The 19913-nt window shown below is 60.9% G+C and carries 16 protein-coding genes; 8 read left to right on the top strand and 8 right to left on the bottom strand.

The window, feature by feature from the left end:
- Positions 1 to 12: 12 nt before the first annotated feature.
- Both CD58_RS22695 and CD58_RS22700 read left to right on the top strand, forming a co-directional pair.
- Positions 13 to 2049: a sensor histidine kinase gene (locus tag CD58_RS22695; RefSeq protein WP_025215241.1), complete on the top strand. Its 2037-nt coding sequence runs from the start codon at positions 13 to 15 to the stop codon at positions 2047 to 2049.
- Between the two features lie 2 nt (positions 2050 to 2051).
- On the top strand, positions 2052 to 2633 hold the full coding sequence (locus CD58_RS22700; protein WP_025215242.1) for a cob(I)yrinic acid a,c-diamide adenosyltransferase: 582 nt from the start codon (positions 2052 to 2054) through the stop codon (positions 2631 to 2633).
- A gap of 149 nt (positions 2634 to 2782) precedes the next feature.
- Here CD58_RS22700 and CD58_RS22705 read toward each other — a convergent pair whose 3' ends face one another.
- The 4 genes from CD58_RS22705 to secA all read right to left on the bottom strand — a co-directional run bounded on the left by CD58_RS22705 (position 2783) and on the right by secA (position 8598).
- Positions 2783 to 3727, bottom strand: a complete 945-nt coding sequence (locus CD58_RS22705) for a Nudix family hydrolase (protein WP_025215243.1) — start codon at positions 3725 to 3727, stop codon at positions 2783 to 2785.
- Positions 3724 to 4356: a glutathione S-transferase family protein gene (locus CD58_RS22710; RefSeq protein ID WP_025215244.1), complete on the bottom strand. Its 633-nt coding sequence runs from the start codon at positions 4354 to 4356 to the stop codon at positions 3724 to 3726. Before CD58_RS22710 ends, CD58_RS22705 begins: the two co-directional genes overlap by 4 nt.
- A 168-nt stretch (positions 4357 to 4524) precedes the next feature.
- Positions 4525 to 5742, bottom strand: coding sequence for a bifunctional glutamate N-acetyltransferase/amino-acid acetyltransferase ArgJ (argJ, locus tag CD58_RS22715; protein ID WP_025215245.1), 1218 nt, complete (start codon positions 5740 to 5742; stop codon positions 4525 to 4527).
- Between the two features lie 120 nt (positions 5743 to 5862).
- The gene (gene secA / locus CD58_RS22720) at positions 5863 to 8598 is read right to left on the bottom strand and encodes a preprotein translocase subunit SecA (RefSeq protein ID WP_025215246.1); all 2736 of its coding nucleotides are present in this window, start codon (positions 8596 to 8598) and stop codon (positions 5863 to 5865) included.
- A gap of 307 nt (positions 8599 to 8905) precedes the next feature.
- Here secA and CD58_RS22725 point away from each other — a divergent pair, with 307 nt between their 5' ends.
- Together CD58_RS22725 and CD58_RS22730 are read left to right on the top strand one after the other, a co-directional pair.
- Complete coding sequence (locus CD58_RS22725; protein ID WP_003178559.1) at positions 8906 to 9361, top strand: DUF721 domain-containing protein; 456 nt, start codon at positions 8906 to 8908, stop codon at positions 9359 to 9361.
- 899 nt (positions 9362 to 10260) lie between these two features.
- Positions 10261 to 11511: an IS256 family transposase gene (locus tag CD58_RS22730; protein ID WP_025211138.1), complete on the top strand. Its 1251-nt coding sequence runs from the start codon at positions 10261 to 10263 to the stop codon at positions 11509 to 11511.
- Positions 11512 to 11652: 141 nt separating this feature from the next.
- Here the strand turns inward: CD58_RS22730 and CD58_RS22735 are convergent, their stop codons facing one another.
- On the bottom strand, positions 11653 to 13149 hold the full coding sequence (locus tag CD58_RS22735) for a helicase HerA-like domain-containing protein (protein WP_025215247.1): 1497 nt from the start codon (positions 13147 to 13149) through the stop codon (positions 11653 to 11655).
- Positions 13150 to 13447: 298 nt separating this feature from the next.
- On the opposite strand from CD58_RS22735, the gene CD58_RS22740 reads away from it, so the two are divergent.
- The 3 genes from CD58_RS22740 to CD58_RS22750 are packed head-to-tail and all read left to right on the top strand — an operon-like array spanning position 13448 to position 16345.
- A complete protein-coding gene (locus tag CD58_RS22740; protein WP_025215248.1) occupies positions 13448 to 14569 on the top strand; it encodes a glycosyltransferase family 4 protein in 1122 nt (373 codons plus the stop codon).
- A 16-nt stretch (positions 14570 to 14585) separates the two neighbouring features.
- Complete coding sequence (locus tag CD58_RS22745) at positions 14586 to 15353, top strand: DUF2334 domain-containing protein (protein ID WP_038436711.1); 768 nt, start codon at positions 14586 to 14588, stop codon at positions 15351 to 15353.
- Complete coding sequence (locus CD58_RS22750; protein ID WP_025215250.1) at positions 15350 to 16345, top strand: lysylphosphatidylglycerol synthase transmembrane domain-containing protein; 996 nt, start codon at positions 15350 to 15352, stop codon at positions 16343 to 16345. The genes CD58_RS22745 and CD58_RS22750 overlap by 4 nt, the downstream gene beginning before the upstream one ends.
- A 4-nt stretch (positions 16346 to 16349) precedes the next feature.
- On the opposite strand, the gene CD58_RS31300 is transcribed toward CD58_RS22750, so the two are convergent.
- Positions 16350 to 16523 carry a hypothetical protein gene (locus CD58_RS31300; protein WP_200868893.1) on the bottom strand — a complete coding sequence of 58 codons (174 nt, stop codon included), beginning with the start codon at positions 16521 to 16523 and terminating at the stop codon, positions 16350 to 16352.
- A gap of 57 nt (positions 16524 to 16580) precedes the next feature.
- Entirely contained in the window at positions 16581 to 17429 is an 849-nt protein-coding gene (gene purU / locus CD58_RS22755) for a formyltetrahydrofolate deformylase (protein ID WP_025215251.1), read from the bottom strand.
- Positions 17430 to 17732: 303 nt separating this feature from the next.
- Between purU and mvaT the strand changes: the two genes are divergently transcribed.
- A complete protein-coding gene (gene mvaT, locus CD58_RS22760; protein WP_003205091.1) occupies positions 17733 to 18110 on the top strand; it encodes a histone-like nucleoid-structuring protein MvaT in 378 nt (125 codons plus the stop codon).
- Positions 18111 to 18206: 96 nt separating this feature from the next.
- On the opposite strand, the gene sbcB is transcribed toward mvaT, so the two are convergent.
- The gene (sbcB, locus tag CD58_RS22765) at positions 18207 to 19634 is read right to left on the bottom strand and encodes an exodeoxyribonuclease I (protein WP_025215252.1); all 1428 of its coding nucleotides are present in this window, start codon (positions 19632 to 19634) and stop codon (positions 18207 to 18209) included.
- Positions 19635 to 19913 lie beyond the last annotated feature (279 nt).

Below are 19913 nucleotides of genomic sequence, written 5' to 3' on the forward strand. Positions count from 1 at the left end.
GCGACGAGTCTGATGCCATTGCGCCAGCGCCTTGAAAACCTCCCGGTCGGCCAGAAACTACTGGCCGCCTTGTTGGTGTTGTTGACCACAGTCTTGTTGGTGGCCAACCTGACCTTTATCAGCGCCGCCTATTACATTTCCCAGGAAAGCATGGCGCCCCAGGCCCTGCAGACCATCGGCCGGCTGATAGCCAACCCAAGTCTGATCTCCGATGCACTGCAATCGCCACAAAGTGCCAAACGCCTGCTCGACGAACTCAATAGCTATGCACCGCTGCGGGCGGCGGCGCTGTATGACGGCCAAGGCGAACGCCTGGCGCAATTGCAACAGGGCGAAAAGCTCAAGTTGCCGGACCACTTCCGCCATATCCAGGCCTGGCAGGCCGGTGAGTTCCGCAGCAACCAAGTCATCACCCTGCCCCGTCCCGGCACCGAACCTGGCCACCTGCTGCTGGTGGCCAGCAGCGAACTGCCCACGGCGTTCTACACCGGCACCCTGACCGCCAGCCTGGGCATCCTGATTTTCAGCGTGTTGCTGTGGCTGATCATTGCCCAGCAGATCAAACGCCTGATCACCCAGCCGATCCATCAGCTCGAAGAACTGTCGCGCCAGGTGACCCGAGAAGAGAACTATTCCCTGCGTGCCGCCCGTGGCAATCACGACGAGATCGGCAGCCTGGCCGAAGCGTTCAACACCATGCTGTCGCGGATCGAAGCCCGGGAGCAACAGCTCAAGCGTGCCCGCGACGACTCCCAGGCCGCCTATGACCAGGCCCAGGGCCTGGCGGAAGAAACCCGCCACACCAACCGCAAGTTGGAACTGGAAGTCCAAGTGCGCAGCAAGATCGAGAAAAAGCTCACCGGTTTCCAGAACTACCTCAACAGCATCATCGACTCCATGCCGTCGGCGCTGATCGCCCTCGACGAACAGCTCTACGTCACCCAATGGAACCAGGAGGCCAGCGCCCTCTCCGGCACACGGCTGGACGAGGCCCTGAACCAGCCGATCTTCCTCGCCTTCGAGCCGCTCAAGCCCTACCTGCCGCAGCTCAAGCAGACGGTCGAGCAGCACACGGTGGCCAAGATCGAACGCGTTACCTGGACCAAGGACGATGAGGCCCGGCACTACGCCCTGACCTTCTACCCGCTGATGGGCGGCGCCGGGCGCGGGGTGGTGATCCGCATCGATGACATCACCCAGCGCCTGTCGCTGGAGGAAATGATGGTGCAATCGGAAAAGATGCTCTCGGTCGGCGGCCTCGCGGCGGGCATGGCCCATGAGATCAACAACCCACTGGGGGCGATCCTGCACAATGTACAGAACATCCGCCGACGCTTGTCGCCGGAATTGCCCAAGAACCTCGAACAGGCCGAGCAACTGGGGATCGAATTGCCGGTGGTCAATCGTTACCTGCAAAGCCGGGAGATTCCGCAACTGCTCGACGGCATCCAGCAGGCCGGCGCCCGGGCGGCGAAAATCGTCACTCACATGCTCAGTTTCAGCCGTCGCAGCACGCGGCAGATGGCGCCGTGCGACCTGCCGGCACTGATCGACCAGGCGGTGGAAATCGCCGGTAACGACTTCGACCTGGCGATCGGTTTCGATTTCAAGGGCCAGGCAATCATCCGTCAGTTCGACCCGAATCTGGGCCCGGTGCCCGGCACGGCCAACGAGTTGGAACAAGTGCTGCTCAACCTGCTGAAAAATGCTGCCCAGGCAATCCACCAACGGCAGGACGACAGCGAACCCGGGCGCATTATCCTGCGCACCCGATTGAATCCACCGTGGGCAGAAATCCAGGTCGAGGACAACGGCATCGGCATGAGCGAGAACGTGCGCAAGCGCACCTTCGAGCCCTTCTTCACCACCAAGGAGATCGGCCAGGGCACGGGACTCGGGCTGTCGGTGTCGTATTTCATCATCACCAATAACCACAAGGGCCAGATGGAAGTGCAGTCGGCACCGGGCCAGGGCACCTGCTTTACCTTGCGCCTGCCCCTGGCGGGCACTTCGATGGTGGTCCAGGAACACAAACAACTGGAGCGTTGAGCATGGGTTTTCGCCTGTCGAAGATTTACACCCGCACCGGCGACACAGGTGAAACCGGGTTGGGCGATGGTCGTCGCGTGGCGAAGGACCACCCGCGGGTCGAGGCCATTGGCGAAGTGGATACGCTGAACAGTCAGCTGGGATTGTTGCTGGCCGGCCTGGTCGTTGAAACAGCTCAATACCCGGCACTCAAGGAGGTCAGCGACGTGCTGGCGCCGTGTCAGCATCGACTGTTCGACCTGGGCGGTGAACTGGCGATGCCGGCCTATCAAGCATTGACCACGGCGGAAGTCGAGCGCCTGGAAGCGGCGATTGATGTGTGGAACGAGGAATTGGGGCCGCTGGAAAACTTCATCCTGCCCGGTGGCTCGACCCTGATTGCCCAGGCCCACGTCTGCCGCAGCCTGGCCCGCAGCGCCGAGCGGCGTTGCCAGCAGTTGAACGCCGTAGAGCCATTGGCCGGACCGGGGTTGGCCTATATCAATCGGTTGTCGGATCTGTTGTTCGTCGCAGCGCGGGTCATTGCTCGGCGGCAAGGGGTGGCGGAGGTGCTTTGGGAGGCGGCGGCCAAGCCTGGAGGGTGATCAAAAGAGATGTATCGCCTGTAAGGCCGCCTTCGCGAGCAAGCCCGCTCCCACATTGGATCTGCGTTAGACACAAAATTTGTGTTCACCACCGATAACCGTGTGGGAGCGGGCTTGCTCGCGAAGGGGCCAGCAGCCACACCCCAGAATCAAGCCCCAGGCCAAAACGCCCGAATCCCCGCCACACCCTGAGCCCCGGCTTCCCAGGCTTGTTGCCGTTCGCCGGGCCCGACCCCACCCAGCAGATAAACCGGCCGGTTGAAGCCCTCGATCAATCGCGCGGCCTCTGCCCACCCCATCGGCTGGGCCTCGGGATGGGTCTGGGTCGGTTGAACCGGCGAGAGCGTGACGAAATCCACGTCCATCTGCTGCGCCAGGGACAGTTCCTCGGCGTTATGGCAGGAGGCCGCCAACCAGCGGTCTTTGCCGAACGGTCGACCGGCCGCCGCATGCTTGCGCAACTGTGCGGCAGTGATATGCCAGCCAGCAGAAGGGAAATCCCCCAGCCATTCGAACGGCCCCTTGAGCATCAGTTGGGCCTTGCCGGCACACAGGCCCGCCGCATCCACCGCCAGATCGCGGTATTGCGGGTCATAGCCATTGGGGGCGCGTAGCTGGAGCAATTTGATCCCGCCGGCGATCGCCTTCTGCATGCCGCGCAGCAAGGCCGGTGTTTCGAGGCCTTCCGGGGTAATCAGGTATTCGCCCGGCAAGCGGGCCGCCGCGACGATCGGCTGATTGGCCGCCGGGAATTCGTAGTTCGCCAGGTCGCGGGCCGTGACCCAGGCCAGCGGTTGCCCTTCGGCGCCATGGGGTTCGCCGGTGAACGCCGAGACTTCCCAGACATCCAGCAACACCTGTTTGTCCGGGTAATCATGGCGCACCTTGATTAACGGCCGGGCGGCGTCGACGAGAATGCCCAGCTCTTCGTGAAGTTCACGGGCCAGGGCGGTTTCAACGGATTCGTCGACCTCGACCTTGCCGCCAGGAAATTCCCACAGGCCGCCCTGGTGCTGAGTGTCGGCCCGTCGGGCGATCAGGATCTTGCCGGTGGCGTCACGAATGACCGCCGCCGCTACGTGTACTCGTTTCACCGCGCAGTGTCCTCCAGGCCGGCCTGTTGCCACGCCTTGAATGCCGGCCATTGATAAAGGGTTTCGACGTAGGCCGCATCGACCTCGGGGAGCTTCACCTGATAAGTGCGCAAGCGCACGGCAACCGGTGCAAAAAACGCGTCAGCCAGGCTGAGGCTACCAAACAGGTAGGGGCCGGTTTCAGTCGCCACCGCACGGCATTCGGCCCACAGCGCCAGCATCCGCTCGATTTCCGCCTGCACTTCGACGGGCATGGGCGACAGCGGCGCATCGTGGGCGACGTCGAACGGCATGTGGCTGCGCAGGGCAAAGAAGCCACTGTGCATCTGGGCACAGGCCGAACGCGCCTGGGCCCGAGCGGCTACATCCTTGGGCCAGAGAGCGGCGTGCGGGAACTGTTCGGCCAGGTATTCGGCAATCGCCAGGGAATCGGCGATCACCCCGAATTCGGTCTTGAGCAACGGGACCTTGGCCGTGGGCGAATGCTTGAGCAGTTTCTCCCGAGTGTCGGGCTGATCGAGCCTGACCAGCTCTTCGGTGTATTGCTCGCCGGTCAATGCCAGGGCCAGTGCGCCGCGCAGGGACCAGGAAGAAATGCGTTGATCGCCGATGATCAGGTGCAAGCTCATGCGTGGAATCCCTTTCTTGTGGTCAATCAGAAACCTTTGCGAATGTCTGTCAGGCCGCCTTCGCGAGCAAGCCCGCTCCCACAGGGGATTTGTGGTGTGAACACTTGCTATGTCACCCCGCAAATCCCCTGTGGGAGCGGGCTTGCTCGCGAATGGGGACGACTCGGTTTAGGTCCGATACTCAGCGTTGATCTTGACGTACTCGTGGGACAGGTCGGTGGTCCAGATGGTTTCGCTGCAACCGCCACGCCCCAGCTCGATCCGGATGGTGATTTCTTCCTGCTGCATCACCGCCGCGCCCTGGGCTTCGGTGTAGGTCGCAGCACGGGCGCCCTGGCTGGCAATACAGACTTCGCCGAGGAACACGTCGATCTTGCTCACGTCCAGGTCCGGCACGCCGGCACGGCCGACGGCGGCAAGGATCCGGCCCCAGTTCGGGTCGGAGGCAAACAGTGCGGTCTTGATCAGCGGCGAGTGCGCCACGGTGTAGCCGACATCCAGGCATTCCTGATGATTGCCGCCGCCGTTGACTTGCACGGTCACGAATTTGGTCGCGCCTTCGCCGTCACGGACGATGGCCTGGGCCACTTCCATGCACACTTCGAACACAGCCTGCTTCAGGGCCTCGAACAGAGGGCCGTTGGCTTCGGTGATCTGCGGCAGGTTGGCCTTGCCGGTGGCGATCAGCATGCAGCAGTCGTTGGTGGAGGTGTCGCCGTCGATGGTAATGCGGTTGAACGACTTGTTGGCACCGTCGAGCATCAGGTCTTGCAGCACCTGGCGGGAAACCTTGGCGTCGGTGGCAATGTAGCCGAGCATGGTCGCCATGTTCGGGCGGATCATGCCGGCGCCTTTGCTGATACCCGTAACGGTGACAGTCACGCCGTCATGCTGGAACTGGCGGCTCGCGCCCTTGGGCAGGGTGTCGGTGGTCATGATGCCAGTGGCGGCCGCGGCCCAGTTGTTCTCCGACAGGTCATCGAGCGCAGCCTGCAGCGCGCCTTCGATCTTCTCGACCGGCAGCGGCTCGCCGATCACCCCAGTGGAATACGGCAGCACTTGACTGGCGTCGACACCGGTCAGCTCGGCCAGCTTGGCGCAGGTACGTTCGGCGGCAGCCAGGCCGGGCGCGCCGGTGCCAGCATTGGCATTACCGGTGTTGGTCAGCAGATAGCGCACAGGCCCCTGCACACGTTGCTTGGCCAGGATGACCGGTGCGGCGCAAAAGGCGTTGAGGGTGAACACGCCGGCCACCGTCGAGCCTTCGGCGCAACGCATCACCACGACATCCTTGCGCCCAGGGCGCTTGATGCCCGCCGAGGCAATACCGAGTTCAAAACCGGCAACCGGGTGCAACGTTGGCAACGGACCAAGACCAACAGCCATGAATGCGCTCCTTAATAGATGTATATCGGCACCGTCTCTTCGAGACGATGGATCAAATGGCAAAACGCCGCGACGGCTGGAGGCCGGTCGCGGCGCGGGTGGTTCAGCGTTGAAACGGGGTTACTGGATCTGCCCGTGGCAATGCTTGTATTTCTTGCCCGAACCGCAATAGCACAGTTCGTTACGGCCCAGCTTCTGTTCGTTACGCACCGGCGCGGTGGCCAGGGCGACATCCACATCGACGCCCTCTTCGGCGACCACTTCCAGGCCAGGGGCTTCGGCGTGTTCGAACTGCATGCGCGCGGCCAGGGCTTCGGCTTCCTGGCGCAGGCGGGCTTCCTCTTCGACCGGGTCTTCGCGACGAACCTGGACGTGGGACAGCACACGAATCGAGTCGCGCTTGATCGAATCCAGCAATTCGGAGAACAGCGTATAGGACTCGCGCTTGTACTCCTGCTTCGGGTTCTTCTGGGCGTAACCACGCAAATGGATACCGTGACGCAGGTGATCCATGGTCGACAGGTGGTCTTTCCACAGGTCGTCCAGGACTCGCAGCACAATTTGCTTCTCGAAGGAACGCAGCGCTTCGGCGCCCGCCTGGTCTTCTTTCTCGTTGTAAGCGGCGATCAGCTCGGCCAGCAGCTTCTCGCGCAGGGTTTCTTCGTACAGGTGGTCGTCTTCGTCGAGCCATTGCTGGATCGGCAAGGCCACGCCAAAGTCACTCTGCAAGGCGGCTTCCAGGCCGGCGACGTCCCACTGCTCCGGCAACGATTGCGGCGGAATGTGGGCGCTGACCGTTGCGTTGAGCACGTCCTGTCGGAAATCGGCGATGGTTTCGCCAATGTTGTCGGCGGCCAACAAACTGTTACGCATGTGATAGATCACTTTACGCTGTTCGTTGTTGACGTCGTCGAACTCGAGCAGTTGCTTACGAATATCGAAGTTGCGGCCTTCGACCTTGCGTTGGGCCTTCTCGATGGCGTTGGTCACCATGCGGTGCTCGATCGCCTCGCCCGGCTGCATGCCCAGGGCCTTCATGAAGTTCTTCACCCGGTCAGAGGCGAAGATGCGCATCAGGCTGTCTTCCAGGGACAGGTAGAAACGGCTGGAACCGGCGTCGCCCTGGCGACCGGCACGGCCACGCAGCTGGTTGTCGATACGGCGCGATTCGTGACGTTCGGATGCAATCACCTGCAAACCGCCGGACTCGAGCACCTGCTGGTGACGCTTCTGCCAGTCGGCCTTGATCTGCGCGATCTGCTCGGGGGTCGGGTTTTCCAGGCTGGCGACTTCCACTTCCCAGTTGCCGCCCAGCAGGATGTCAGTACCACGACCCGCCATGTTGGTGGCGATGGTCAGCGCACCCGGGCGACCGGCCTGGGCGATGATCTCGGCTTCCTTCTCGTGGAACTTGGCGTTGAGGACCTTGTGCTCGATACCTTCCTTGTTGAGCAAGGCAGACATGTGCTCGGAGGTCTCGATGGTGGCGGTACCCACCAGGATCGGACGGCCCTGGGCCATGCACTCCTTGATATCGGCGATGATGGCCGCGTATTTCTCCTCGGCGGTCAGGAACACCAGGTCGTTGTAGTCTTTACGAGCCAACGGCTTGTTCGGCGGAATCACCATCACTTGCAGGCCGTAGATCTGATGGAATTCGAACGCTTCGGTGTCGGCGGTACCGGTCATGCCCGACAGTTTGTTGTACAGGCGGAAGTAGTTCTGGAAGGTGGTCGAGGCCAGGGTCTGGCTCTCGGCCTGGATGTTCAGGTTTTCCTTGGCCTCGATGGCCTGGTGCAGGCCTTCGGACAGACGACGGCCCGGCATGGTACGGCCGGTGTGTTCGTCCACCAGCACGACCTGGCCATCCTGCACGATGTATTCGACGTTGCGATGGAACAGCTTGTGGGCACGCAGGCCGGCATAAACGTGGGTCAGCAAGCCCAGGTTGTGGGCCGAGTACAGGCTCTCGCCTTCAGCCAGCAAGCCGACACGGGTGAGCATTTCTTCGACGAACTGGTGACCGGCTTCGTTGAGCTCGACCTGGCGGGTCTTCTCGTCAACGGTGTAGTGCCCGGGCTGGGTCACTTCGCCTTCGACTTCCTCGACGTGCAACGTGAGCTGCGGGATCAGTTTGTTGATCTCGATGTACAGCTTGGAGCTGTCCTCGGCCTGACCGGAAATGATCAGCGGGGTACGGGCTTCGTCGATGAGGATGGAGTCGACTTCGTCGATCACGGCAAAGTTGAGTTCACGCTGGAATTTTTCTTCCATGCTGAACGCCATGTTGTCGCGCAGGTAGTCGAAACCGAATTCGTTGTTGGTGCCGTAGGTGATGTCGGAAGCGTAGGCGGCGCGCTTCTCTTCCGGCGGCTGGAATGGCGTGACGACGCCAACGGTCAGGCCGAGGAATTCGTAGAGCGGGCGCATCCAGTTGGCGTCGCGGCGGGCCAGGTAGTCGTTGACCGTCACCACGTGCACGCCTTTACCGGACAGTGCGTTGAGGTAGACGCCCAAGGTCGCCACGAGGGTCTTGCCCTCACCGGTGCGCATTTCGGCGATCTTACCTTCGTGCAAGGTCATGCCGCCGATCAACTGAACGTCGAAGTGGCGCATGCCCATGACCCGCTTGCCGGCTTCGCGAGCGACCGCAAAGGCTTCGGGCAGGAGCTGGTCAAGGGTTGCCCCCTTGGCGATGCGGTCCTTGAATTCGGCAGTCTTGGCGCGTAACTGATCGTCCGAAAGGGCCACCATTTGCTCTTCGAAGGCATTGACAGTCTGTACCGTCTTGAGCATGCGTTTGACTTCACGCTCGTTCTTGCTTCCAAAAAGTTTCTTTAACAAAGGCGCAAACATATCGGCAGGATCTTCCACACTAAAGGGATGGAGGGCGGCCCCGTGAGTCGCCCGTGCAGCCCTCATGGCCGCATGCGAACGAGCATTCTACCCGGAAACGATGGAGAGGAAAGTGGCGTTATTCCACGATGCTGGCACAGCGCTGTGACGGGGCTTCCCTAAAATAAGGGCTTTTGCGCGAACTTCAACCCACAAAACGCAGAAGTTACGCTTTGATTGTGCAGGTAAAAGCCGCTGGGCAGCAGGGTCGAGGCGCGCCCGGCGCTTTCTGCTACCATGGCGCCTCTGTCACTTGCGGTATTCGTTCATGGCCTTTCGCCCCCTTCCAGCCAAGGCTCCCGCCGTTCTGCTGCGCGAAGCCAAGCCGCTCAAAGCCATCTTCGGCCACGCCAAACGACTGGGTCACTTGCAGCGCTTGCTGGACAGCCAGTTGCAGCCTGCTGCCCGCGAGCATTGCCATGTGGCGTCCTGGCGCGAAGGCAGTTTGTTGCTGATCGTCACCGACGGCCACTGGGCCACGCGTTTGCGCTATCAGCAAAAGCGTCTGCTGCGTCAATTGCAGGCCTTTGAAGAGTTCGCCAGCCTGACGCGGATTTTGTTCAAGGTGCAGCCGCCTACGGTGCAGGTTGGCGTCAAGGGGCACACCCTGGACCTTTCCACCGATGCGGCCGCGACCATCCAGGCTACGGCGGATGGCATTAGCGATCCCAATCTGCGGGCGGCGTTGGAGCGGTTGGCGGCGCATGCTCGGCCCAAGGATTGATCTGGGGGTCTCGGTTGGGTGTGGGACCGCTATGGGTGGGGTTGTAGATTGTGTGTATATCCGTTTTTTTGGTAACGGCTACTGACGGTTCCGCTCTTACAGCGGCTCACTTTTGAGAAGCGCAAAAGTAAGCAAAACGCTACATGCCCCACCACTTGGTGCCTCGCCTAGGCTCGGCATGCCCTCACTCCGGCATTGCTCCGTGGGCCCGCTGCGAAGGGCCATCCATGGCCCAGCGCAGCTATCCCGGCATCCATGCCGGGATGCCCACTGCGCAATGCCTGCGTTCGGCCAGCGTGGTTAATGGGGCGCCGAGATCAACGTCCACCGCGAGGCGGCCTGAGAGCCGGCCTGGTTTAGGGTGATCGCGTTTCTCCTGTGGGAGCGAGCCTGCTCGCGAAGGCGGTGTCACTGTCGATGAAAGATGTTGAATGAGCTGGCCTCATCGCGAGCAAGCTCGCTCCCACAGGTTTTTGTGTCGCATGCAGATGCTGTGAACACCCGCAACCCCCATGTGGGAGCGAGCTTGCTCGCGATAGCGGTGGTTCAGCCACATAGATGCTGGAAGTGCCCTGCTCTTGCTCTTGCTCTTGCTCTTGCTCTTGCTCTGCTTTTGATCTTGATCCGGGCGCCCCGTTAAACCACGCTGGCCGAACGCAGGCATTGCGCAGTGGGCACCTCGGCATGGATGCCGAGGTAGCCGCGCTGGACCATGGATGGTCCTTCGCGGCGGGCCCACGGAGCAATGCCGGAGTGAGGGCATGCCGAGCCTAGGCGAGGCACCAAGTGGTGGGGCAAGAGCGCTTTGGTTACTTTCGCGCTTTTCGAAAGTGACCCGCCGTAAGGGGGGGGTGTCAGAAATTTTGTGTTCGGGCATAACATGAGTAAGAGGTGCATGTATGCCAACCAAGAAGAAACCCGCGTTGCGAGAGCTGCCGAAAATCCCGAAAGAGCTGCTTGAGCAATTTACCGATGGACCGATGACCGCTGAAGCCATTGAGGATGCCTCTGCGGCGTTCAAGAAGGCTTTGATCGAGCGAGCCTTGAGTGCTGAGCTTGGCCACCACCTGGGCTATCCGCCGGGCGCGCAGCGCCCAGAGGATGAAACCAACCAGCGCAATGGCAAAAGCGGCAAGACGGTTCTAACCGGTGATGGTCCGCTCCGACTGGATATTCCTCGCGACCGGGACGGCAGTTTTTCTCCCATCCTGATCCCCAAACACGAGCGGCGTTACACTGGGTTCGACGACAAGATCATCGCCATGTATGCCCGCGGAATGACTGTTAGAGAGATCCGTGCGTTTCTTTCCGAGCAGTACGGTACGGACGTTTCTCCCGACTTCATTAGCTCTGTAACCGACGAAGTCATGGCAGAGATCGGTGCCTGGCAACAGCGGCCTTTGGAGCCGATGTATCCGGTTATTTTCTTCGATGCTCTGCGGGTCAAAATCCGCGAAGAGGGGCTGGTTCGCAACAAGGCAATCTACCTGGCCTTGGGTGTTTTGCCTGACGGAACACGCGATATTCTCGGCATTTGGATCGAAACGACCGAGGGCGCCAAATTCTGGATGAAGGTGTTCAACGACCTCAAGACACGCGGCGTCGAAGACGTGTTGATTGCTGTGACCGATGGCCTTAAAGGCATGCCGGAAGCTCTCAGCGCTGTATTTCCGGACACGACACTGCAAACATGCATTGTTCATCTGATCCGCAACAGTCTTGATTACGCGGCTTGGGATAAGCGCCGCGAACTGGCCAAGGCGCTCAAACCGATCTATCAGGCAGTCACCGCCGAAGCGGCCGAGCAAGCGCTGGATGCGTTTGAAAGCGGGCCATGGGGCAAGCAGTATCCGACGGTAGTGGCTGCTTGGCGCCGCGCTTGGGATCGTGTGATTCCTTTTTTCGTTTTCCCGCCGGCGATCCGAAAAGTGATCTACACGACCAACGCCATTGAGAGCATCAACGCTCAACTGCGCAAGATCATCAAGACCCGAGGCCACTTCCCGACCGACGATGCGGCGACCAAGCTGATCTGGCTTGGGCTGCGCAATATCACAGCAAACTGGGGTTCAGCGGCCCATGACTGGAAAAGTGCGATGAATCAATTCGCGATTCTGTACGGAGATCGATTTATCAGACCGACCTGGTAAAAGCATGGCCTGCCTAACGGCAGGCCGTTACCGGCCCGCACACAAAATATCTGACAGTCCCCCGTAAGGGCGGAACCGCCAGTAGCCGTTACCAAAAAAACGGATATACACACAAACTCCCACCTCCCTTGTGAAAGCAACTCAGTCTTGCCTACCGACGCTTGCTCCCCCCAACAACGACCCCATCAACCCCCGCACCAACTGCCGCCCCAACTGATTGGCCGCCTGGCGCATCGCCGATTTCAACGCCTGGCCAGCCGCCGTACCGAGGAACTCCCCAGCCTTTTCAGTAAAACTCGGCTCTTCGCCCGCCGGTTTACCCGGAACCACTTCGGCCTGAGGCTCCAACCCCTTACGCCCCATCAACACTTCATAGGCCGACTCACGATCAATCGGCTTGTCATAACGCCCCCGCAACGGTGAAGTGGCGATCAGCCCGGCACGCTCAGCCTCGCTCAGCGGCCCGATGCGCGACTGCGGTGGCGCCACCAACACGCGCTGGACCATCTCCGGCGTGCCTTTTTCCTGCAAGGTACCCACCAAGGCTTCACCGATGCCAAGTTCGGTCAGTACCGCCAGGGCATCGAATTGCGGGTTCGGCCGGAAACCATCCGCCACCGCCCGCAGCGATTTCTGCTCCTTGGCGGTAAAGGCCCGCAGGCCATGCTGGATGCGCAACCCCAACTGCGCCAGTACATCGTCTGGCAAATCTCCCGGCGACTGGGTCACGAAATACACCCCGACGCCCTTGGAACGGATAAGCCGCACCACTTGTTCCAAACGTTCCTGCAAGGCCTTGGGCGTACCGGCAAACAGCAGGTGCGCCTCATCGAAGAACAGCGCCAGCAGCGGTTTGTCCGCATCGCCGCGCTCGGGCAATTGCTCGAACAGCTCAGCCAGTAGCCACAGCAGGAACGTCGCGTAGACCTTCGGTGCTTCATGCACCAGACGGCTGGCGTCCAGCAAGTGGATGCGACCACGGCCATCGCTGGCCGGTTGCAGGATGTCTTCGAGCTGCAAGGCCGGCTCACCAAACAACGCGTCCGCGCCCTGCTGCTCCAGGGTCGACAAGCGCCGCAACAAAGCCTGGCTGGAACCGGTGGTCATCAACGCCGCATCGTCCCCCAGCAACTCGGGATTGTCCTTGAGGTGATTGAGCAGCGCCTTCAGGTCCTTGAGATCCAGCAGCAACAAGCCTTCGCGGTCGGCGACCTTGAAGGCGGCATACAACGCCGATTGCTGGCTGTCTGTCAGCTCAAGCAGGCTGCCGATCAGCAAGGGGCCCATTTCACTCAGCGTGGTGCGCAACGGATGACCCGATTGACCGTGGATGTCCCACAACGTCACGGGATAAGCCTGAGGCTTGTGGCCCAGCCAAGGCATCCCGGCGATGCGCTCGGCGATCTTGCCCTGGGGGTTGCCGGCGGCGCCGAGGCCGCACAAGTCACCTTTGATGTCCGCGGCGAACACCGCCACGCCGGCATCGCTGAACATCTCGGCCAGGCGCTGCAAGGTGACGGTCTTGCCGGTACCGGTGGCACCCGCCACCAGACCATGACGGTTCGCCAGGCGCATGGCCTGGACGATGGGCTGGCCGGCAAGGTCGGCACCGATAACGAGTTGCGATGAGTCAGGCATTTGGTCACCTGTGATAGTTGCGGTATGACGCCATTTTGCACGCTTATATAAAAGCACGCCCGGAGCATTTAGACCCGGTAGCAGGAATAAAAGCCTGCGAGTCCGGGCTGGCCTCATCGCGAGCAAGCTCGCTCCCACAGGATTCCGGCTGGAACATAGATCCCATGTGGGAGCGAGCTTGCTCGCGATGGGGACCTGTCAGACAAACCAATCCCCACTGGCATCCCGTTTGCCACACAACCCCAACCGAACATCTATTCTTCATAAAGGTCAACACAGGAGAACACTGACCGGAGGGATGTTCATCGTGCATATAGCGGACATAACCATGTTCTACGCCCCCGCCAGCGGAGGCGTGCGCACTTATCTGGATGCCAAGCACCGGCGCCTGGGCGATCGGCCCGGTATTCGCCATAGCCTGTTGATCCCCGGCGCGCATTTGAGCGAGCACGATGGGATCTACAAGGTTCCGGCCCCTGCCCTGCCGTTCGGCAAGGGCTATCGTTTCCCGCTTCGCCTGGCCCCCTGGCGTAATGTCCTGCGCGACCTGCAACCGGACCTGATTGAAGTGGGCGATCCCTACCTCACCGCGTGGGCCGCCCTGGATGCCCGGCGTCAGCTCGATGTGCCCGTGATCGGTTTTTATCATTCCGACCTGCCGCTGCTGGTGAGCAATCGCATGGGCAACTGGTTCACGCCCAATATCGAAGCTTATGTCAGCAAGTTGTATGGCAATTTCGACCGAGTCCTGGCGCCGAGCCAGGTCATGGCCGACAAACTGGCCGGGCTGGGCGTCAAGAACGTCTACGTGCAACCTTTGGGCGTGGACCTTCAAACCTTCAACCCCGCCGCTCGCGATCCGGAGTTGCGTGCCGAACTGGGTATCGCCGAGGACACGCGCCTGCTGATTTTCGCCGGTCGCGGCTCCAAGGAAAAAAACCTGCCGGTGCTGCTCAAGTGCATGAAACGCCTGGGCGAGCGCTACCACCTGCTGCTGGTGGGTTCGTCGATGCCCGCGGTGGTGCCGGACAACGTCACGGTGGTCGATGAGTTCTGCCCGGCGCCGCAAGTCGCCCGGCTCATGGCCAGTGCCGATGCCCTGCTGCACGCCGGTGACCAGGAAACCTTCGGCCTGGTAATCCTCGAAGCCATGGCCAGCGGTATTCCCGTGGTGGCGGTGGCGGCCGGGGCCTTCACTGAGATCGTCCACGAAGATTGCGGCTTGCTGTGCACACCCGATAACCCACAGGCCATGGCCAACGCCGTGCGGCAACTCTTCGCCGAAGGCTGCCAGCGCCGTGGCGCGTTGGCGCGTCGTCATGTGGAGCGCCACTACGCCTGGGATTCAGTGGTCAACAGCTTGCTGGGACATTATTACGCCGTGCTCGGCGAACAGATGCCGCTGCTGGCCAATGGTTGAGACGGGGTTCGTGTCGATGACTCATTCGCCCAGCGTGTTATTGGTGCTGCACGACGTGGCGCCGCAAACCTGGCCCGACTACCAGCCATTTGTCGAAGCCGTCGACGCCCTTGGCCAGGTGCCGATGACCTGGCTGGTGGTGCCTGACTTCCACCGCCGCAACGCCCTGGAGGCTCACCCAGGTTTTCGGCGCTTGCTCGACAGCCGGGTCGAGCGTGGCGACGAGCTGGTGTTGCACGGTTATTACCATTGCGACGACGGTCCTGCGGCCCGGCATCCCAAGGATTGGTTCATGCGCCGGGTCTATACCCATGAAGGCGAGTTCTACAACCTGTCCGAGCACGCCGCCCTCACCCGCTTGCGCGCCGGTATCGAAACCTTTGAGCGTTACCACTGGCCGCTGGAAGGTTTTGTCGCCCCGGCCTGGCTGATGAGCGAAGGCACACGCCAGGCCTTGCGCCAATTACCGCTGAGCTACACCAGCGACACCCAACACCTTTATCGCCTGCCCGACTTCACTGCCATCGACGCCCCGGGGCTGGTCTGGAGCGCCCGCAGTGCCTGGCGCCGTGGCCTGTCGAAAGTCATCAGCGACCAGCGTGAACAGCGCTGGCGCCAGGCCCCGGTGATTCGCCTGGGCCTGCACCCGGTGGACATGCGCCACGGGTTCTCCCGGGATTACTGGCTGCGCACCCTCGAACGCCTGCTCCATGACGGTCGCGTGCCGATGACCAAGGTCGGCTGGCTGGCCACCCAGGGCCTGCGGGTCAGCAGCGCCGCATGAAACGGCTGATCTGGCTGGGCGTTGCGCTGCTCACGGCGTTGCTGGTGCCGTTGTTGGTGGGCGGCGGGGAAATGTGGTCGCGGGTGCAGCGCTTTCCCTTGTCGTTGCTGCTGACCATGCTCGGCATGATTGTGCTGTGCTGGGGTTTGAACTCTGTGCGCCTGCGGTTGCTGCTGGGTGAACACCGTGGGCGCATCGGCGGGCTGAAAAGCATGGCCGTGGTGATGTCCACCGAGTTCGCCATGTGCGCCACGCCCGGCGGCAGTGGCGGGCCGCTGACGCTGATGGCCCTGCTGGCGCGCAACGGCGTGCGGCCGGCCCATGGTAGCGCCGTGTTTGCCATGGATCAGCTGAGCGACCTGCTGTTCTTCCTCTGCGCCTTGGTGGGCATTTTGTTTTACGCGCTGTTCCAGAACCTCAGCCAGCGCATGGAATGGATGTTGGGATTGACTGCGGTTTCAATGTTTGGCGGACTGTTCGCCTGCGCACTGGTGGCCCGCTTCCATCGCCGACTGATCCTGCTGGGCGCTCGGCTACTGTGCCATTTGCGGGTCAAGAGCAGCACCCGCCGACGCTGGGCGCGCAAGATCCTGCACTTTCTCGCGGCCTTTACCGACACCTTGAAATTGCCACGGCAGACCTTGTTCCAAGTCTTCGGCCTGACGTGCCTCCACTGGGTGCTGCGCTACAGCGTGTTGTACCTGGCGTTGAAAGGGCTCGGCGCGGATTTGCAGTGGGCCTGGAGTTTCCTGATCCAGATGCTGTCACTGAGCGCGGGGCAATTCAGCCTATTGCCGGGCGGTGCCGGGGCGGCAGAGGTGACCTCGGCGGCGCTGTTGGCGCCCATGGTGGGCAAATCCACGGCGGCAGCGGCGATCCTGATCTGGCGAGCGGTGACCTATTACTTTTATTTGGTGGCGGGCGGGCCGGTGTTCTTTTTGATGGTCGGGCGACCATTGATCAAGAAGCTGATAAAGCTCAGGCAGGCCTGATCGATCAGCGTTTCTGTTCGGGCTCATCCTGAGGATGTAACTGCTCCCACAATTGCGCGGCATCGGGAAACTCAGTGCCGTCATCCGGCCCCAACGCATCGGGGTCGTAGCGGCTCAGGCAGCCCTCGCCGAGGGTCGCCGGTGCACGGGAAGTGGCTTTATCCAATGGATCAGTCATGGTGGGCCTCATGAAAAAAGGGCCTGGCGATCGCTCGTCCAGGCCCTTTGAGTGTAGTCAGAACACCACGGTCTTGTTGCCATGCACCAATACCCGGTCTTCCAGGTGATAGCGCAAGCCCCGCGCCAACACCATCTTCTCCACATCACGACCGAAACGCACCATGTCTTCGATGCTGTCGCTGTGGCTGACGCGCACCACGTCCTGCTCGATGATCGGGCCGGCGTCCAGCTCTTCGGTCACGTAGTGGCAGGTGGCGCCAATCAGTTTCACGCCACGCATCGACGCCTGGTGGTACGGCTTGGCGCCGACGAACGACGGCAGGAAACTGTGGTGGATATTGATGACCTGGTGGGCGTATTCGCGGCACAAGGCGGGCGGCAGGATTTGCATGTAGCGAGCCAGCACCACCACCTCGGCCTCGTGCTGCTTGACCAGCCGCGAGACTTCGGCAAACGCCGGCTGCTTGTCCTGCGGGTTGACCGGTACGTGGTAGTACGGGATGCCATGCCACTCCACCATGCTGCGCAAGTCGTCGTGGTTGGAAATGACACAGGCAATGTCGCAATCGAGCTCATCGCTGTGCCAGCGGTGCAACAAGTCAGCCAGGCAGTGAGACTCGCGGCTGGCCATCAACACGACGCGCTTTTTCTGCGCGGTGTCGGTGATGCGCCAGTCCATCGAGAACTCTTCGGCAATCGGTGCAAATGCCTCACGAAAGGCTTCGATGCCGAAGGGCAGCGAGTCGGCACGAATCTCGTGACGCATGAAGAACCAGCCACTGTGATTGTCCGAGTGGTGGCTCGCTTCAGTGATCCAGCCGTTATGGGACGCCAGAAAGTTACTGACTTTAGCAACGATGCCGACGCGGTCCGGGCAAGCAATCACCAGCCGAAAAGTGCGCATTAGGGGAACTCCAGAACTTCGCAAAGGCGGCCATTCTAGCCATTGCGCAAAAAAACTGCAGTATCGATGACGCGCCGCGCCCATCGCGCCACCCCTGGGCCGCGAACGGCATGGCTGTGACGGCAGGCTATATGTGTGAACAGATGTGAGACTGCTCACAGTATTTAACTGCACTGCCCGTTTTTGTGGCACTGCACTAATTAATTAAATAAAACACGGCTTAAATGTTTACTTGATGAAACTGTCTGATTACTATTGCCGCACTGTCTCCTTGTCACCCGCGTCCTACATAAGGTAGTCCAAATGTCCTTGATCAATGAATACCGCGCCACTGAAGAAGCCATCAAAGAACTGCAAGCACGTCTGAAAAACCTGTCCCAAGACGACAAACTGCAAACCGAGCTGGAATTCGAAGGTAAACTGCGCACGCTGATGGGTGAGTACTCCAAGTCCCTGCGCGACATCATTGCCCTGCTGGATCCAGAAGCCAAGTCGAGCAAAGCACCACGTGGCGCGGTAAAAACTACCGGCACCAAGCGCGCTCGCAAAGTTAAGCAATACAAAAACCCGCACAACGGCGAAGTCATCGAAACCAAAGGTGGCAACCACAAGACTCTGAAAGAGTGGAAAGCCAAGTGGGGCGGTGACGTGGTTGAAGGCTGGGCAACCCTGCTGGGTTGAGCCTCACCGGTTCGCACCGTTTCTTTGCGAACACAATAACGCCAGCGATTGCTGGCGTTTTTTTATGCCTGTCATCTTCTTACTTCTTGGCACCGCTCAAAGGCTTAACCGTTTACGCAATTGTTGGCTGTAGCCCTGCCATTCCATGAGTACCTCTTGCTGCAATGGGGTAGAGAGGGCCATCCATTCTCCCATCGCCTCATCAAAACTATTCAAGGTATTAGGCGCTCCCCATTCCGGGGATGACAGACGTTGTTGACAGAAAAGTCTCCAGCGCCCTTGCTCTTCGGGATTCAACGTGTCTGGAAAGTTGCGCGCGCGATATCGAAACAATAATTCCGGCAAGCGCTCGTCATCGAATGGCCAGCGTTCATGCGCCAATTGAGCCGGGTCCGCCAGGCGGACTTGTTCACATAAACGACGATCACGGTCGCCGATGAAGCCCGCGTATAACTGTTGTTCGGGATCCTCACTGGCGGTGAAATCCTCGCGGCCATAAATAGCCTGAAGTTTCTCCTGCCAAACTTCCTGTGCGTCAGTTAGTCGCGACGCCCGCTCCTGATAACCGTCCATGTCCAGTTGCAGCCGCTGTTGATCCTCGGCGCGCAGCACCGACAACGGCGCAACCACCGGACACTTGTTGATATGAATGAGCTTGAGCGGCACGGGCAACTCACCTTCGAGCAGTTCTTCACGACGTGTGTACAAACGCTGACGCAACACCTCGGCATCGTGGTCCAGCAAGCCCTGAGGGTCCAGGTGCAGGTCGCAGACAATCAGGGCGTTACGGTTTTTCGGGTGCCAGGCCAACGGCAAGACAACGCCGATATAATTGCGCGCCGCCGAGAAACGCCCGGAAATGTGCACCATCGGCTGCAACAGGCGGATCTGGTCCATCACCTTCTGTTTGCTGCGCAACTGGAACAGCCAGTCGTAGAGCCGGGGCTGCTGCTGGCGAATCAGGCGCGCCAGGGCGATGGTCGCGCGCACGTCCGACAACGCATCATGCGCCTGGCCATGATCAATGCCATTGGCCGCGGTCAGGCGTTCGAGCTTGAGGGTGACGCGGCCCTCCTCCTGCGGCCAGACGATGCCTTGCGGACGTAGCGCATAGGCGGCACGCACCAGGTCGATCAGGTCCCAGCGACTGTTACCGCCCTGCCATTCCCGGGCATAGGGGTCGAAAAAATTCCGATAAAGGCTGTAGCGGGTCATTTCATCGTCGAAGCGCAGGGTGTTATAGCCGGCGCCACACGTACCGGGAGCGGCCAGTTGCCCGTGGACCCGGGTCATGAAATCGGCTTCGCTCAAGCCTTTTTCGGCCAGGCACGCCGGAGTGATGCCGGTGATCGCACAAGCCGCCGGATGGGGCAGGATGTCATCGCTGGGCTGGCAATACAGGTTCACCGGCGCGTCGATTTCATTGAGCTCGAAGTCGGTACGGATACCCGCCACTTGCAAGGGCCGGTCGCAACGCGGGTTGATGCCGGTGGTTTCGTAGTCGTACCAGAAGATGGAAGTCACGGGCTGTTCCTGAACTGAAGACTGGCGAAGTCTAGGCGCTCGAACCCGCCCCAGGCCAGCGGTCCTGTAACTTTTGAAACATCCAATGTGGGAGCGAGCTTGCTCGCGATAGCGGTGGGTCAGCCTGCGGTGATGCTGGCTGTGCAGCCGCCATCGCGAGCAAGCTCGCTCCCACAGGGGACCTGCTGGATGGCCCAGATCGTGTTCACCCCCTCAGTCACGTTGCGATCCATGAAATGAAATGACTGGCATCGACATATCGTTTGCCCGCGCGAAGAC

The sequence above is a fragment of the Pseudomonas brassicacearum genome (assembly GCF_000585995.1).
Taxonomy (GTDB): Bacteria; Pseudomonadota; Gammaproteobacteria; order Pseudomonadales; family Pseudomonadaceae; genus Aquipseudomonas; species Aquipseudomonas brassicacearum_A.